At 68.2% G+C, this 14,640-nt stretch carries 12 protein-coding genes; 5 read left to right on the top strand and 7 right to left on the bottom strand.

Translation table 11 applies throughout. The annotated features are described in order from the left end of the window. Window positions 1-6: 6 nt before the first annotated feature. Window positions 7-351, top strand: coding sequence for a hypothetical protein (locus MMB92_RS31735; protein WP_230878077.1), 345 nt, complete (start codon window positions 7-9; stop codon window positions 349-351). Here the strand turns inward: MMB92_RS31735 and otsA are convergent. Next, entirely contained in the window at window positions 311-1,717 is a 1,407-nt protein-coding gene (gene otsA / locus MMB92_RS31730; RefSeq protein WP_006483013.1) for an alpha,alpha-trehalose-phosphate synthase (UDP-forming), read from the bottom strand. The genes MMB92_RS31735 and otsA overlap by 41 nt on opposite strands. 640 nt (window positions 1,718-2,357) lie before the next feature. Then, a complete protein-coding gene (locus MMB92_RS31725; protein ID WP_077176904.1) occupies window positions 2,358-3,977 on the bottom strand; it encodes a methyl-accepting chemotaxis protein in 1,620 nt (539 codons plus the stop codon). Between the two features lie 44 nt (window positions 3,978-4,021). On the opposite strand from MMB92_RS31725, the gene MMB92_RS31720 reads away from it, so the two are divergent. Then, window positions 4,022-4,264: a hypothetical protein gene (locus MMB92_RS31720; RefSeq protein ID WP_127447482.1), complete on the top strand. Its 243-nt coding sequence runs from the start codon at window positions 4,022-4,024 to the stop codon at window positions 4,262-4,264. A gap of 180 nt (window positions 4,265-4,444) precedes the next feature. Here the strand turns inward: MMB92_RS31720 and MMB92_RS31715 are convergent, their stop codons facing one another. Then, window positions 4,445-6,529, bottom strand: a complete 2,085-nt coding sequence (locus MMB92_RS31715) for a TonB-dependent receptor (protein WP_230878078.1) — start codon at window positions 6,527-6,529, stop codon at window positions 4,445-4,447. 412 nt (window positions 6,530-6,941) lie between these two features. On the opposite strand from MMB92_RS31715, the gene adhP reads away from it, so the two are divergent. Beyond that, window positions 6,942-7,970 (top strand): alcohol dehydrogenase AdhP, encoded by a 1,029-nt coding sequence (gene adhP, locus MMB92_RS31710; protein ID WP_006483046.1) that lies wholly within the window; start codon window positions 6,942-6,944, stop codon window positions 7,968-7,970. A gap of 70 nt (window positions 7,971-8,040) precedes the next feature. On the opposite strand, the gene MMB92_RS31705 is transcribed toward adhP, so the two are convergent. From MMB92_RS31705 to MMB92_RS31695, 3 genes are all read right to left on the bottom strand, one after another. Next, complete coding sequence (locus tag MMB92_RS31705) at window positions 8,041-9,486, bottom strand: sialidase family protein (RefSeq protein WP_034202319.1); 1,446 nt, start codon at window positions 9,484-9,486, stop codon at window positions 8,041-8,043. Window positions 9,487-9,936: 450 nt separating this feature from the next. After that, window positions 9,937-10,368, bottom strand: a complete 432-nt coding sequence (locus tag MMB92_RS31700) for a MarR family transcriptional regulator (RefSeq protein ID WP_006483055.1) — start codon at window positions 10,366-10,368, stop codon at window positions 9,937-9,939. Then, window positions 10,365-11,282 carry an alpha/beta hydrolase gene (locus MMB92_RS31695; protein ID WP_006494826.1) on the bottom strand — a complete coding sequence of 306 codons (918 nt, stop codon included), beginning with the start codon at window positions 11,280-11,282 and terminating at the stop codon, window positions 10,365-10,367. Before MMB92_RS31695 ends, MMB92_RS31700 begins: the two co-directional genes overlap by 4 nt. Before the next feature lie 300 nt (window positions 11,283-11,582). Here MMB92_RS31695 and MMB92_RS31690 point away from each other — a divergent pair, with 300 nt between their 5' ends. Both MMB92_RS31690 and MMB92_RS31685 read left to right on the top strand, forming a co-directional pair. Further along, window positions 11,583-12,551 (top strand): ABC transporter substrate-binding protein, encoded by a 969-nt coding sequence (locus MMB92_RS31690; protein WP_006494828.1) that lies wholly within the window; start codon window positions 11,583-11,585, stop codon window positions 12,549-12,551. A 61-nt stretch (window positions 12,552-12,612) separates the two neighbouring features. Beyond that, window positions 12,613-13,707, top strand: coding sequence for an LLM class flavin-dependent oxidoreductase (locus MMB92_RS31685; RefSeq protein WP_084751460.1), 1,095 nt, complete (start codon window positions 12,613-12,615; stop codon window positions 13,705-13,707). Between the two features lie 78 nt (window positions 13,708-13,785). Here the strand turns inward: MMB92_RS31685 and MMB92_RS31680 are convergent. Then, window positions 13,786-14,640, bottom strand: an 855-nt coding sequence (locus tag MMB92_RS31680; RefSeq protein WP_277563177.1) for an ABC transporter substrate-binding protein, incomplete at its 5' end; no start/stop codon positions are given.

Genomic DNA, 14,640 nt, shown 5'->3' with positions numbered 1-14,640 from the left:
CGCCGCGTGGCGTTTGCGCTGGAGCGGCGGCACGTCGATTCGCAGCCGGACACCGCGCATGTCGATGTCGATGTCGATATGGTGCGGAACGAAGCGGGCAGGGTGCGCGTGGGCGCGATGGCCGTGCGCCTGTCGGTCGGCCGGACCTGGGCCGGCCTCGCGGCCGCGACGCGCGCGCTCGATCGGTTCGATGCGTATTGCGTGGTGACCGGGAGCATGCGCGCGCATCCCGATTTCGGTCGACGCGCGCGATGCAAACGGCGTCGTGCTCGAATGCGCGACGACCGGCGCGTGAGCGCGCGTCAGCGCGTCAGGATTCGGCCGCGGCCGCCACTTCGGCCGCTTCGGTGAGCGCTTCGAGAAAGCGCGTGCGCCACCAGTGCACGTCGGTCTTGCGCATGATCGCCATCAGCGCCGCGTGACGCTGGCGGCGCTCTTCGAGCGGCATCGTGAGCGCGCGCTGGATCGCCTGCGCGGTGCCCTGCGTGTCGTACGGATTGACGAGCAGCGCCGACTTCAGTTGCTCGGCCGCGCCCGCGAAACGCGACAGCACGAGCACGCCGGGGTCGGCCGCGTCCTGCGCGGCGAGGAACTCTTTCGCGACGAGGTTCATCCCGTCGCGCAGCGGCGTGACGAGCGCGACCCGGCTTGCGCGGTAGAGGCCCGGCAGGCGCTTGCGCGCGACGGTGCGGTGGATGTAGCGCATCGGCATCCATTCGAGCTCGCCGTAGTCGCCGTTGATCGCGCCGCACAGGCTGTCCATCTCGCGCCGCAGGTCGTCGTACGCGCCGAGATCCTCGCGGCTCGGCGCGGCGATCTGGATCAGCGTCGCGCGGTCGCGGTTCTCCGGATACTGTTCGAGCAGCTGGCGGAACGCATGCACGCGCTGCGGCAGCCCTTTCGTGTAATCGAGCCGGTCGACGCCGACCAGCAACTGGCGGCGCGAATATTCGTCGCGCATCCGCTCGAACATGTCGAGGCCGTCGCGATCGCGCGCGAGCGACTCGAACTCGTCGACGTTGATGCCGATCGGGAACGCGCCGGCCGACAGCGTGCGGCCGAACGCGCGCAGCCGGCCGTCCGGCAACCGCGCCGCGCCGGCTTCCGCCTCGACGTAATGCTCGAAGTGCAGCAGATCCGATTCGGTCTGGAAGCCGACGAGGTCATACGCGAACAGCGAGCGCATCAGCCATTCGTGTTCCGGGATCGCGGCCATGATCGGCGGCGGCGGCATCGGGATGTGCAGGAAGAAGCCGATCGGATTCGTGCACCCCATCGCGCGCAGCTCGGCGGCGAGCGGAATCAGCTGGTAGTCGTGCACCCAGATGACGTCGTCGGGCCGCAGCAGCGTGCTCAGCTTGCGCGCGAACAGCTGGTTCACGCGCCGGTAACCGTCGGCGAAGCGTCGATCGAACTGCGCGAGGTCGAGCCGATAGTGAAACACCGGCCACAGCACGTTGTTCGAGTAGCCGAGGTAGTAAGCGTCGTAATCCTGCGGATCGAGATCGATCGTCGCGAGCTGGATGCCGCCGACGTTCTGGATCTGCACGTCGTCGCCCCGCGCGGCCTGATCGTCGCCGCCGCGTAGCCTGCCGCTCCAGCCGAACCAGACGCCGCCGGTTTCCTGCAGGCTGTCCTTCACGGCGACGGCGAGGCCGCCGGCCGCGGCTTTACGGGGATCTGCGATGCGATTGGATACGACGACGAGTCGGCTCACCAGCTCTCCTGACGATTGTTGGGGGAAGGTTCGTGCGGCCAAGGCGCGAGAGGCAGACGCCGCCATCGGCGCGCGCTGCGCGATACGATGGGGCCGCATGGCGATCGGACGGGAGTCAGGGCATGCGATTCGCCGTCCGGTCGAGAAGTGCTTTTTTAGGATACTCGTCATTCGTGCGTTTTAAAAGTCTGTATCGACGGACGAGGTGGACCCGCCTGTCGCGCGGTATCGGTGACGACGGCACGGCAACGCGCGATGCGGGAGCGGGACCGAAACTTGCGCACGGCTGCGGACGCAATGTGTGCAAGGCCAGGCGGCGCGTGGCGCGCATGGCGGGCGATTTTGTCGGCGATCCATGTGCGCGCATGACGGCACGCGAATCGGCGGCACTGACCTTCGATGCGGAATGCGGCTGTGCTGCGCGGCGTGTCGGCCTACACGCGCGCGTGCCGGAAACGCGTCGCACGCAGCGGCGATGCGCGTCGCCATGCATGCGTACTTCCGGACGCGTTATCGGGTGACGACGACGCGCTGCCGCATCGCGTGCCGCGCGTGGCCGTGCATCGTCCGGTGCGCGCCAGCGCGGCGCACGCGCACAAGCGAAACAGCGTGCGCATCGCCGTCTCGTTCGCGACCGCCGTTACGCGGCAGCCGGCTGCCAGTGACGCGGGCCGGCTTCCTGCGCATGCGCGCCGGGCGACGCGCCATGTGCGCCGGACGGCATCCGGAACGCGGCGACCGTTTCGGACAACTCGCGGCCCTGCGCCTCGAGCGACTTCGACGCGGCCGCCGCCTGCTCGACGAGCGCCGCGTTCTGCTGCGTCGTCTCGTCCATCTGCGTGATCGTCAGGTTCACCTGGTCGATGCCGCGGCTCTGCTCGGCCGACGCGGCCGCGATCTCGCCCATGATGTCCGTCACGCGCGCCACGGCCTGCGTGACGTCGGACATCGTCTTGCCGGCTTCGCCCGCGAGCGCCGAGCCGTCGCGGATCGTCTGTACCGACGCGGTGATCAGTTCCTTGATTTCCTTGGCCGCCGTCGACGAGCGCTGCGCGAGATTGCGCACCTCGCTCGCGACGACCGCGAAGCCGCGGCCCTGTTCGCCCGCGCGCGCGGCTTCGACCGCCGCGTTGAGCGCGAGGATGTTGGTCTGGAACGCGATGCCTTCGATGATGCCCGTGATGTCGGCGATCTTCGACGAGCTGTGGCCGATCTCCGTCATCGTGTCGACCACGCGGCCGACCACCGAGCTGCCGCGGTGCGCGACGTCCGACGCATTCGCGGCGAGCGTGCTCGCCTGTTGCGCGTTTTCCGCGTTCAGGCGCACCGTCGACGTGAATTCCTCCATCGTCGCCGCGGTTTCCTGCAGCGACGCAGCCTGTTCCTCGGTGCGCTGGCTCAGGTCGAGGTTGCCCGACGCAATCTCGCTGACCGCGTGCGCGATGCTGTTCGACGAGTCGCGTACGCGGCCGACGATGCCGATCAGCCGTTCGTTCATCGTCCGCAGCGCGTCGAGCAGGTCGCGCGTTTCGTCGTTGCCGCGCACCTCGATGCGGCTGCCGAGATCGCCGTTCGCCACCGTGCGCGCGACGTCCACGGCCGCGCTGATCGGCACCGTGATCTTGCGGGTCAGCCACAGGCCGCCGCAGGCCGCGATCGCGACGGCGATCAGGCAGATGCCGGCCAGCAGGTTGCGCTCGACCGTGTAGCGATCCGCGAAGGCCTGCGCGATCTCGGTTTCGCGTTCGTGCGTATAGGTCGCATAGGCGTCGGTCGCCCGCACCAGTTGCGCGAGCAACGGGCGGCAATTGTCGTCGATATCGGCGGTTGCCTCGTCCTTCTTGCCGGCCTGCACGAGCCCGACGATGCGCAGTGCAACGGGCCCGTAGCGGGTTTCGATGCGCACGATGTCGGCCACCAGTTCGCGTGCGCGATCGGAGGTGTCGGTCGCGTTCGCCATGAGTTCCTTGAGCTTCGCGAGATGGTCCTGCACGTCCTTGTGCGCGCGATTCACCTCGGCCAGCTCGGCCTCGACGTCGGCCGGCCGGGTGACGAGCACGAGGTTGCGCGCGGCGATCGCGCGCCGGTCGACCGCGGTGCGGATGTGCGCGGACAGGTTCGCCCGTGCGTTGATGCCGTTCATGTAGCGTGAAAACTCGGCGTTCGTGTCGGACAGTGCCTTGAGAGCCATGCCCGACACGATCACGACGACCGCGGCGAGCAGGCCGAAGCCGCCGAGGAGTTTCGTTTTGATGCTCATTCTGGCGATTTTCACGTTTGGGCCCCCGTGCGTGTGGTTGGCAAATGGAATTTATTAGTTCGACCAGATACGGGCTCGTGCCGGCTTTAACGGGTATTCGCGATGATTCTTTACCCTTCGAAAACCCTGATATTCGTTTTTCGAGTGATGAAAGCCTTGTCGCTCGGGCATTCTTGATCCCGATCAATAAGCTGCCGGGAGGGCATTTATTCAATGCGTTATGCGGGGGATTTGAAACCGGTTTTACTGATAAAACAAAAACCATCTTCTTTATAATAATTGTCTGATGATTTCTTTCTGATTTACCGGTGAATAACGGAATTTCGTTGCGGACGAATTGGGGTGCGATCCGGCGTGCGTTTCAATGCGAAACGATGCGATCGATTGACGGATAAATGGGAAGGCGCGGGCGGTTCGGGGGCGCGCCGGCAAAAGGCTCGCGGCGGGCGCCGCGAGCCGTGCGAGGGTCAGAACGTGGTGCGCAATCCGGCCATCACGCTGCGGCCGCCTTGCGGGGCGAAGCCGCGCACGACCGACGTCGAGTAGCGAATTTCCTGGTTCGTCAGGTTGTCGCCGCGCAGGTACGCGAGCCAGTGCGTCGGGCCGACGCGGAACTTGTACGTCAGCATCACGCCGAGCGACGTATAGCCGTCCGTCGAGAAGTCGTCGTCGGGCACGCGATGCTGCGACCACGCATGCGTGACCTGCGCGCGCGCGCCGAACGGGCCGTAACCGTAGTCGGCCGCGAGCGTCGCGCGCAGCGGCGCGATGCGCGGCAGCGGCTGGCCCGTGTCGACGTTGCGCGCGTGCGTGTAGTCGGCCGTCAGTTCGAGATCGACCGTGTGGCCGCGCCGCGAGAATGCCCGCCACTTGCCGTCCAGCTCGATGCCGTAGAACTCCGCGCGCACGCCGCGGTAGATCGCCTCGTTGAGCGAGCCGTCGGTGCCGGGCGCGACCGGTTCGCCGTCGTCGTCCACGACGCGGCCGGTGTTGTACTCGGTCAGGTAGTTCGAGAAGCGGTTGTAGAACACGCCGACGCTGCCGCGGTTCGGCCCGCTCGCATAGCGCAGCGACAGGTCGGTCGACACGGCCTTTTCCTTCGACGCGTTCGGGTTGCCGATCAGGAACTGGCCGGTCGCATCGTGCGGGCCGTTCGAATACAGCTCGTAGAAGGTCGGCGCGCGTTCGGTGTAGGCGACGTTCGCCGCGATCGACCAGACCGGCGTCAGTGTGAACAGCGCGCCGGCCGACAGGCTGCCCGCGTTGAAGTCGCGCGGCTGCGCGCCCGCGAATTTCTCGACGCCGGCCGGATCGGGATCGACCTTCACATGCTCGAAGCGGCCGCCGAGGCTCAGCTTCAGCGTCGGGACCACCTGCCATTCCTCGAGGCCGAACAGCGCGACGCTGTTGGTGCGCGTGGACGGCACGAGCATTTCGTCGCCGAGCGCCGAGAACGTGTTCTGGCCGAACTGCACGCCGATCGCGCCTTCGAACGGCCCGATCTTGCGATGGCGCGCCTCGATGCGCGCCTCGTAGCCGCGATTGCGGAAGGTGGTCGCCGTCTCGCCGTTGTCGATTTCCTTGTGACGGTAGTCGGTGTACGCGAAATCGAATTTCAGCGTCGTGAACGGCCCGCTCAGGTTGCGCACCTCGGACGCGAGCGCGAGGCGTTCCTGACGCATCCGCAGCCGCACGTCGCTTTCCGCGACCGAGCCATAGTTCGATTCGTAGCCGCTGTACGACAGGCCTGCGAAACCGTCCGCCCACGTGTACGACGCGCCGACCGCACCGCCGTGCACGCGGCCGTCGCTGTTCGGCACGTTGCCTTCCGGTTGCGGCGTGTCGGGACCGTCGATCGCGCGTTGCTGGCTGCTGCGCGCGTAGCCGGGAATCCGCAGCTTGCTCGTTTCGCGATCGAACGCGTCGACGTGGAACGCGAAGCGGCCGTTGCCGCCTTCGACCTGCGCGGCGCCGGCACGCACGGAATTCGCGCCGCCGTAGCGCGCGTCGAGCGCGCCGGTCACGCCCTGGATCGCTTCGCGCGGAATCCGGTTGTCGATCGTGTTGACCACGCCGCCCACCGCGTTGCCGCCGTACAACAGCGCGGCCGGCCCGCGCACGATTTCGACGCGCTCGATCGACAGCGGATCCTGCGGCACCGCATGGTCGTACGACAGCGACGACGCGTCATAGGCCGCGACGCCGTTCTGCAGCAGCCGGATCCGGTCGCCGTCCATCCCGCGGATGATCGGCCGACCGACCATCGGCCCGTAGGTGGTGGTCGACACGCCAGGCAGCCCGTTGAGCGTTTCGCCGAGCGAATCGGCCTGGCGGCGTGTCAGCGCATCGCCGGAGAGCTGGACGGTCGGGGCGATCAGTTCGGTGTCGCCGAGCGGGTTCGCGGTCACGAAGATCGGTGCAAGCGGCGCGGATGCGTTGGCGGGCGTGCCGGACGCGCCCGGTGCATCGGTCTGCGCGTGGGCGACGGCGGCGAACAGCATCAGCGACAGGGACGAGAGCGGGCGAAGCGGTAAGCGAGGGAGGTCGCGCATGGTCGGTGAATCGGTTGGAATCGGATCGGATAACGAGCGATACGGGTCACCACTGGATACGATATATTGTTGCGTCTATGACGCGCAATGACCCGTTGGAACATGGCTCGGCGAGGCTCGGCCACCGGGTCGGGACGGTGTCAGGCGGACGAGCACGCGAGATGATATGTTATATCATGTCAAATTCCAAGCCGAATGGCGGGATCTCGTCGGGTTTCCGTCGGAGCGGTGAAAGGGGGGCGCGAGCGGCGGGGCGGCGAGCGATCGACGGCGCGAGCTTTCACGTCGAACGATGCCGATCGTGGCGCGTCGGGTCGGTTGCTGCATCCGTTCCGATGCGTTGACGCGTATCAACGTGCTCTGATTCCGGAACCGGATACTGAGTCGCTCATCGACCAGACAGGAGCGACGCATGACCCAGACCATGAAAGCGGCCGTGGTACACGCGTTCGGCGCGCCGTTGCGCATCGAGGAAGTGCCGATTCCGGCACCGGGGCCCGGCCAGATTCTCGTCAACATCAAGGCGTCGGGTGTTTGCCATACCGATCTGCACGCGGCCGACGGCGACTGGCCCGTCAAGCCGTCGCTGCCGTTCATCCCGGGCCATGAAGGCGTGGGGATCGTCGCGGCGGTCGGCGCGGGCGTCACGCACGTGCGCGAGGGCGATCGCGTCGGCGTGCCGTGGCTCTATACGGCCTGCGGCCATTGCGAGTACTGCTGCACGGGCTGGGAAACGCTCTGCCACGGTCAGCAGAACACCGGCTATTCGGTGAACGGCAGCTACGCGGAATACGTGCTGGCCGATCCCGACTACGTCGGCCAGTTGCCCGCGCAGGTCGCGTTCGACGAGATCGCGCCGATCCTGTGCGCGGGCGTCACGGTCTACAAGGGCATTCGCGTCACCGACACGCGCCCGGGCCAGTGGCTCGCGATTTCCGGCATCGGCGGCCTCGGGCACGTGGCCGTGCAGTATGCGCGGGCGATGGGCCTGCACGTCGCGGCCATCGACATTTCCCCCGACAAGCTCGCGCTGGCGCGGCAACTGGGCGCGCACCTGACGATCGACGCGTCGATCGACGACCCCGCAACAGTGATCCAGAAGGAAATCGGCGGCGCGCACGGCGTGCTCGTCACGGCCGTGTCGCGCAGCGCGTTCGCGCAGGCGCTCGGGATGGTCCGGCGCGGCGGCACGGTGGCGCTCAACGGTTTGCCGCCGGGCGATTTCCCGCTGCCGATCTTCTCGACCGTGCTGAACGGCATCACCGTGCGCGGGTCGATCGTCGGCACGCGGCGCGATCTGCAGGAATCGCTCGATTTCGCGGCGGACGGCCTGGTGCGCGCGCACATCCACCGCGACCGGCTCGGCAACATCAACGACGTATTCGCGAAGCTGCGGGAAGGGAAGGTCGACGGGCGCATCGTGCTGACCGACATGCATTGAGGCGCGGGACCTGCGCCCGCCGCCGCGCGACGCATGGCGGCGGGGCGGCGGCGAGATGGTCGGGCTCGCGTTACGGCGCGAAGAACACGTCGGTGCGGTTCGTCAGGTTGCCCGCGTTGGTCTGCACGAAGAACGGATGGAACGACGACGACGGAAGGACGTCGAGCCCCTGGTAGTCGCCGATGAAGAACCCTTCGGCATTGGGCGCGAGCTTCATGTCGAACGGGCCGCCGACGCGCCGCTCGTCGGCGAACGTGGCGCCGCCGTCGTGCGAGATCTTGCGCCAGAAGCCGGTCGGCAGCGTCGTCGTGTTGCCGGCCTGCAGGTCGCGGAAGTCGTAGTGCGTGACCATCACCGCACCCGTGTTGTCGACGCGCACCGACGGATTGAACGCCGGGCGTCCGGTCGGCGTGTTCACCTGTTGCGGCGCGCTCCAGGTCGCGCCGCCGTCCTTCGACGTCGATAGCGCGATCTCGTCGTATGCGCCGCCGTTGAAGCGGCTGTCCTGCCACACGACATAGAGTTGCCCGGATGCGGGATCGATCGCGGGTTCCGGAATGATGTCGCCGGTGCGCACGGGTTCGCCGGTGTTCGGATCCGTGACGCCGACCGTCTGCAGTCCGGCGATCACCTGCGGTTGGGTCCACGTCGCGCCGTCGTCGGTCGACTTGATGAACGCGACCTTGCCGGCCGCCTTGCTGAACGGCGGCTGGATCAGGTCGAAGAAATCGTAGAGCGTGCCGCTCTTCGGATCGACGACGATCTGGTTGCCGATCGTCTGCTGGCGCGACGGCACGTCGACGATGACCTTCGCGGCGCTCCACGTCTTGCCGCCGTCGGTCGTCTTCGAGAACAGCGTCGGCCCGCGGTACGCCTTCGTGTGCAGGTTCGCGTACGGATTGCCGTTCGGCAGCTCGAGACGGTCCCATACCGCGTACGCGGTGCCGGCCTTCACCGGGTTGGCGGTCACCGATTCCTTGTCGTTGAAGAACTGCGTCGTCGGTTCGTCGTTCGCGATCAGCACGGCCGGGCTGCTCCACGTTTGCCCACCATCGGTCGAGACCGACGCGCCGACCGCATTGCCGTTGTTCGACTGGTTGAACGAGATCGATACCGAATACGCGGTGCCGTCCGGCCCGAACGATACCCACGGATCGGACGCGCGCTCGTATTTCAGCCCGCCCGGCGCGCATGCGCTGAACGGCTGCGGCGTGCGCGCCCAGGTCGCGCCGGCGTCGAACGTGTAGCCGGCGACGAGCCCGTGGGCGCCGCCGTTCGACCAGCGGTCCTGCTGCCACACGCCGATCATGTTGTTCGGGTTCGCCGGGTTGACCGCGAGCCACGGTTCGACTTCTGCATTCACGTAGTTGGTGCCCGGGCCGCCGATGGTGCACGCGGCGAACGGGCTGGGGCCGGAGACGACGACGGGTTCGGCGTGCGCCGCGGCAGCGGCGGCCAGCGCCATCGCGGCGGACAGGCGGGTGACAAGCGGATGGGACACGATCATGCGTCGCATGGACGACTCCTCGGTGAGGGGCGAATGCGATGGCGGGGCACGACGAGACAACGCGAGCCGGGGCGCGGCAATCATGCCGCGTGTCGTTGCGTGCCGTTCAGCATGCCGTTTCAGTCATCGCAATCCGCGTGCGCTGGATGCCGCCAGCGCTTCGGTTAAGACTCCTCTTCTTTTCATTGCTTGTCGGGTGTGTCTGCGATGTCGACCCGACGGGAAAGCCAGTCCGGGCATGCGACGAATGTGTCGAAGTGGATTGCAATGTAGGCGATTCGAATGCCGCGCGACAGGCGGTTTTTTGTAACAGGACGTAGCCGGAAAGCGTTGCCGAAAGCGCGCATCGGGCCCGCAAGTTTTGCCGTTGCGCGGCATGAAAATCGAATCGAAAACGCGAATCGCAATCGCTTGCGATTGATGCGCGCGCACGCCGGCCGCGCGCGCGTGAAGCGCGGTTCAGCGCTCCGCCGGAAAGCGCTCCTGCAACGCATGCAGCCAGCGCGCGACGACGTCGAGTTCGTCGTCGGAAAACCCGTCGCACAGCTTGCCGTTGAGTTCGCGCAGCAGCACGCGCGCACGCTTGAGTGCCGCGTGGCCGTCGTCGGTCAGGTACAGCCGCGTCGCGCGGCCGTCGTCCGAATCGGCATGACGCGTGATGAGGCCGGCTTTCGCCATCCGGTCGGCGAGGCCCGTCATCGCGGATGGCGCAAGTTGCAGCGTCGCGCCGACTTCGCCGATCAGCGCGCCGTCCTGTTTCGCGAGACAGAACAGCACGCCGGCCTGCGCGGCGCTCGCGCGCGTCTCGGTTTCGGCCTTGCGGTCGATCCAGCGCTGCACGCGCCGCTGGCCGATGTTCAACATGAAAAACAGTCGTCGGTCTTCGCTCAAGCTGGGTTCCCGGCTGCAATGGAAAGGGAGGGGCGGCCCGCGGCGCGCGGCGTGTCGAGCGCCTGCGCGAGCCAGTCGGCGACGTCGGGCCACAGCACGGTGCCGGGCCGGCTGCGAAAGAAGCCCATGTGCCCGACCGGGCCGCTGCCCGCCGCACGCGGATCGATCTGGCGGCGTTCGACCTTCGCGCGGGTCAGATAGCTTACCAGCAGGCCGATCGCGGCCGGATTCGCCCACGGATCGTCGTCGAAGCCGAGCGCGAGGATCGGCAACTGCTGCTTCGAGAAGCGCTCGGCCGCACCGAGCGTCGGATCGTCGAAGAAGTAGTGCGGCAGCGTCGTCCAGCGGCTCCATTCGCGGAACACGCCGGCCGGCAGATCCTCGCCGAGCCCGAGCCGCTTGCCGGGCACGTAGCCGAGCAGCGCGGACGTCAGCGGGCCGAGCACGCGCAGGATCAGCCGCACCTTCACGCGTTCGGCCGCCTGCGCGATCAGCCGCGTGCTGCCCGCATGCGCGGCGACGAGCACGGCCGCGCGCAGATGCGTCGTCGCGCCGGACAGCCCGATCGCGTGTCCGCCGACGCTGTGGCCGACCGCCAGCAACGGGAGCCCTTCATGCGTGTGCCGGGCCCACGCGGTCGCGGCGCCCACGTCGAGCTCCATCCAGTCGCGCATGCGGGCCTGCAGCGTGCGCAGCCGCGCGGGCCGCGATGCGCCGATGCCGCGATAGTTGTAGGTCAGCGCCGCGAAACCGCGCTCGGTCAGGAAGCGCGCGAAGCCCGCATACAGCCGCTCGGGCACGGCCGTCGCCGGATGGATCAGGACCAGCGCGCGCGGCGGCGCGTCCGGCGACCACAGCGTGCCGTGCAGTACGTAGCCGTCGGCGGCGGAAAAATCGATGGGTTCGGAGGTCATGGCCGTCCTCGCTCGGGCAGTTATTTCGTATGCGAAATATAGTCGGGAATGTGTTTCGCGTGCGAAATATCTATCGAGGAATCGTTCGAACTTCACGCGGCGGCGGCGGCCGGCGGCGAAGCGGCGGCCGCACGCGCGTGCTTCATAAAACATTTGCATCTTTGCATAGAAGAATATTGCGTTTGTGTCATGAAGTGGATCGACGTATCTTCACCGGTTCCATCCGTTCCGCCGGCGGTCGCGCACGGCGGACCAAGGGCGTCGCCGTCGCGCGGCCGCCCGCCAACCTTCCGGGAGATCATGTTGCTGAGCCGAATCGTCACGGCGCTGTTGCTGGCGCTTGCCGCGCAGCCGGGCATCGCCAAGGACACCGTCACGCTGCGCGTCGGTGAACAGAACTACTTCAACATCCAGGCATCGATGGAAGCGTCCGGCGTGCTGAAGGACCTGCCTTACACGATCGAATGGAAGCACTTCCAGGCCGCCGCGCCGGTCGCCGAAAGCCTGAACGGCAACGCGATCGACCTCGGCTTCCTCGGCGATTCCGCGCTGCTCACGCTGGCCGCGCGCGGCGCGCCGGTCAAGGTCGTCGCGGTGTCGCGGCAGAGTCTCGACGGCGTCGCGATCCTCGTGCCGAAAAACTCGCCGGTGCGCACCGTGGCCGACCTGCAGGGCAAGACCATCGCGGTATGGCGCGGCGCCTGGAGCCAGCAACTCGTGCTGCGCGCGCTCGAACACGCGGGCCTGCGCGCCGATTCGGTGAAGTACGCGTACCTGATGCCGATCGACGCGACCAACGCGCTCGCGAACGGTTCGGTCGATGCGGTGTCGCTGTGGGAGCCGTTCGTCAGCACGCTGGCGTTACGGCAGGGCGCGCGGCCCGTGACGACCGCGCAGGGGCTGATGCCGGCGCTGAGCTTCGTCGCCGCGAACGAGCAGGCCGCCTCGGGCAAGCGCGCGGAGATCACCGATTTCCTGCGGCGCGTGGTGGCCGCACGCCAGTGGGTCGACAGCCATCCGCGCGAGTACGCGGACCTGTGGGCGAAACGCGCGAATCTCGAACCCGACGTCGCGTATCGCTGGCTCAACAATGCTCGGCAGCGCGTCGGCCCGGTCGACGAGACGGCCGCGAAGGACGCGCAGAACACGGCCGACTTCCTGCACAAGTCCGGCGTGATTCCGGCCGCGTACGACACGTCGAAGCTGCTCGACCGCTCGTATGCGGGCGCGTTCGCGGCGCCTGCGCAGAAGACCGCCGCCGCGCAGTGACCGTGCGGCCCGCTGCACGATTCCCGCGCTTCCCGATCGACATACCCGAGGACATCCCGACATGCCAGTCGACATCATCGGCATGATCACCGCGACACCCGGCGCGGAGGTCGACGTACCGGGCGGCGCGGCCGTCCAGCCGGACTACGTGCGCCGCTTCGCGCAGGCGCACGAAGCCGCCGGCTTCGACCAGATCCTGATCGGCCATTTCAGCAACGCGGCGGACGGCTTCATCGTCGCGTCGTTCGCGGCCGCCGCGACCGCGCGCATCCGTCTCCTGCTCGCGCACCGGCCGGGCGTGATCGTGCCGTCGGCCGCCGCGCGGCAGATAGCGACGCTCGACGTGTTCAGCGGCGGAAGGCTGGCGCTGAACGTGGTGTCCGGCGGCGACGATGCGGATCTGCAGCGCGACGGCGATTTCGTGCCGCACGATGCCCGCTATCGCCGCACCGGCGAATATCTCGACGTGCTGAAACGGATCTGGCTGGCCGATGCGCCGGTCGATCACGACGGCGCGTTCTACCGGCTGCGCGGGGCGTCGCCGGTCGTGAAGGGCGCGCAGCGGCCGCATGTGCCGATCTATTTCGGCGGCTCGTCGCCGGCCGCGCTCGCCGTCGCGGGCGAGCATGCGGATGTCTACATGACGTGGGGCGAGCCGCTCGACGCGGTGCGCGAGCAGATCGCGCGCGTGCGGGCCGCCGCCGCGCCGTTCGGGCGGGCGCCGCGCATCAGCGTGTCGTTCCGGCCGATCGTCGCGGATACGGAGGCGGCCGCGTGGGAAAAGGCCGAGGCGATCCGCGAACGCGTGCGCGCGGCGCGGCTCGCGAACGGTCAGCCGATCGCCGGTCACGCGCCGCAGAATGCGGGCTCGCAGCGGCTGATGGCCGCCGCCGCGCAGGGCGACGTGCTCGACGAACGGCTGTGGATGGGCGTTGCGAACCTGACCGGCGCACGCTGGAATTCGACCGCGCTGGTCGGTACGCCCGAGCAGGTCGCGCGTGCGCTCGGCGCGTACTACCGGCTCGGCGTATCGACGTTCCTGATTCGCGGTTTCGATCCGCTCGACGATGCGCTGGCCTACGGGCGCGACCTGATCCCGGCGATTCACACGCATGTTGCGGAGCTCGACCGCTATCGGGCGGCGGTGCCGGCGTAGGCGAACCCGCCGAACTGCCGCACGTTGACGCGCCCCGGCATCGCCATCACGGCATGCCGGGGCGCTTGCCTTGAACGCTCAGAACGACGGCAACCCCGGCGGATTGGTCTCCGCCCGCGCGATCGCCTCGCTCTGCAAACCCCAGCGCGCGAGCGCCTGCCCGTAGCGGCCGTTGCCGATCAGCGCATTGGTCGCGAGCGTCAGCGCCGGCGCGAGCCCGCTGCCGCGGCGCGTCGCGATCGCGACGTCCGCATTCGCCGGCCAGCCCGCATTGACGACGCCGACGCGGCGGATCTTGCCGGTGCGCGCGGCCTCGTACGCGAGCGACGCGTTCGGGTTCAGCTCCGCATCCGCGCGGCCCGACAGCAGCGCGACGCGCGCCGTCGCATCGTCGTCGAAATAGAGCAGCTCGGCCGGCTTCAGCCCCTGCGCGACGTTGCGCTTGCTCCATTCGAGCAGGATGCGCTCCTGGCTCGTGCCGGCGCCGGTGATGATCCGCAAACCCGCGATGTCCTTCGGCTCCGCGATCTTCGCGATCGGGCTGGCGGTGCGCACGTAGAAGCCGTGCAGCCCGAGCCGGTAGGTCGTGAAATCGTATTTCTCCTTGCGCTTCTCGGTGACGCCGACGTTCGAGATCACCGCGTCGTACTTGCCGGACGTCAGCCCGAGCGGCCAGTCGGCCCACGCGATCGGCAGCAGCACGAGCGTGCGGCCGAGCGCGTCGGCAACGAGCTGCGCATAGTCGGGATCGGCGCCGACCACGGTGCGCGCGTCGGTCGCATAGGTCGACACGGGCGGTGCGTGCGGCGAGATCGCGACCGTGAACGCGCCGTCGCGCACCCAGCGGTAGCCGCTGGCCGCGCGGATGGCCGCGTCGTCGGGGCCGGCGCGCGGGCGGCCGGCCTGGCGCGGGTCGAGGTCGGCGGTGGCCGC

This window comes from Burkholderia sp. IO2 (assembly GCF_029522185.1).
Classification (GTDB): Bacteria; Pseudomonadota; Gammaproteobacteria; order Burkholderiales; family Burkholderiaceae; genus Burkholderia; species Burkholderia cenocepacia.
Note: the sequence above shows the minus strand (reverse complement) of the source record. Positions and strands in the feature narration are given on the sequence as shown.

Coding starts and splice junctions, on each gene's coding strand:
- MMB92_RS31685 (WP_084751460.1), top strand. CDS start 12,613: ATGCCAGTCGACATCATCGGCATGATCACCGCGACACCCGGCGCGGAG.
- MMB92_RS31695 (WP_006494826.1), bottom strand. CDS start 11,282: ATGACCTCCGAACCCATCGATTTTTCCGCCGCCGACGGCTACGTACTG.
- MMB92_RS31725 (WP_077176904.1), bottom strand. CDS start 3,977: ATGAGCATCAAAACGAAACTCCTCGGCGGCTTCGGCCTGCTCGCCGCG.
- adhP (WP_006483046.1), top strand. CDS start 6,942: ATGACCCAGACCATGAAAGCGGCCGTGGTACACGCGTTCGGCGCGCCG.
- MMB92_RS31720 (WP_127447482.1), top strand. CDS start 4,022: ATGGAATTTATTAGTTCGACCAGATACGGGCTCGTGCCGGCTTTAACG.
- MMB92_RS31705 (WP_034202319.1), bottom strand. CDS start 9,486: ATGCGACGCATGATCGTGTCCCATCCGCTTGTCACCCGCCTGTCCGCC.
- MMB92_RS31690 (WP_006494828.1), top strand. CDS start 11,583: ATGTTGCTGAGCCGAATCGTCACGGCGCTGTTGCTGGCGCTTGCCGCG.
- MMB92_RS31715 (WP_230878078.1), bottom strand. CDS start 6,529: ATGCGCGACCTCCCTCGCTTACCGCTTCGCCCGCTCTCGTCCCTGTCG.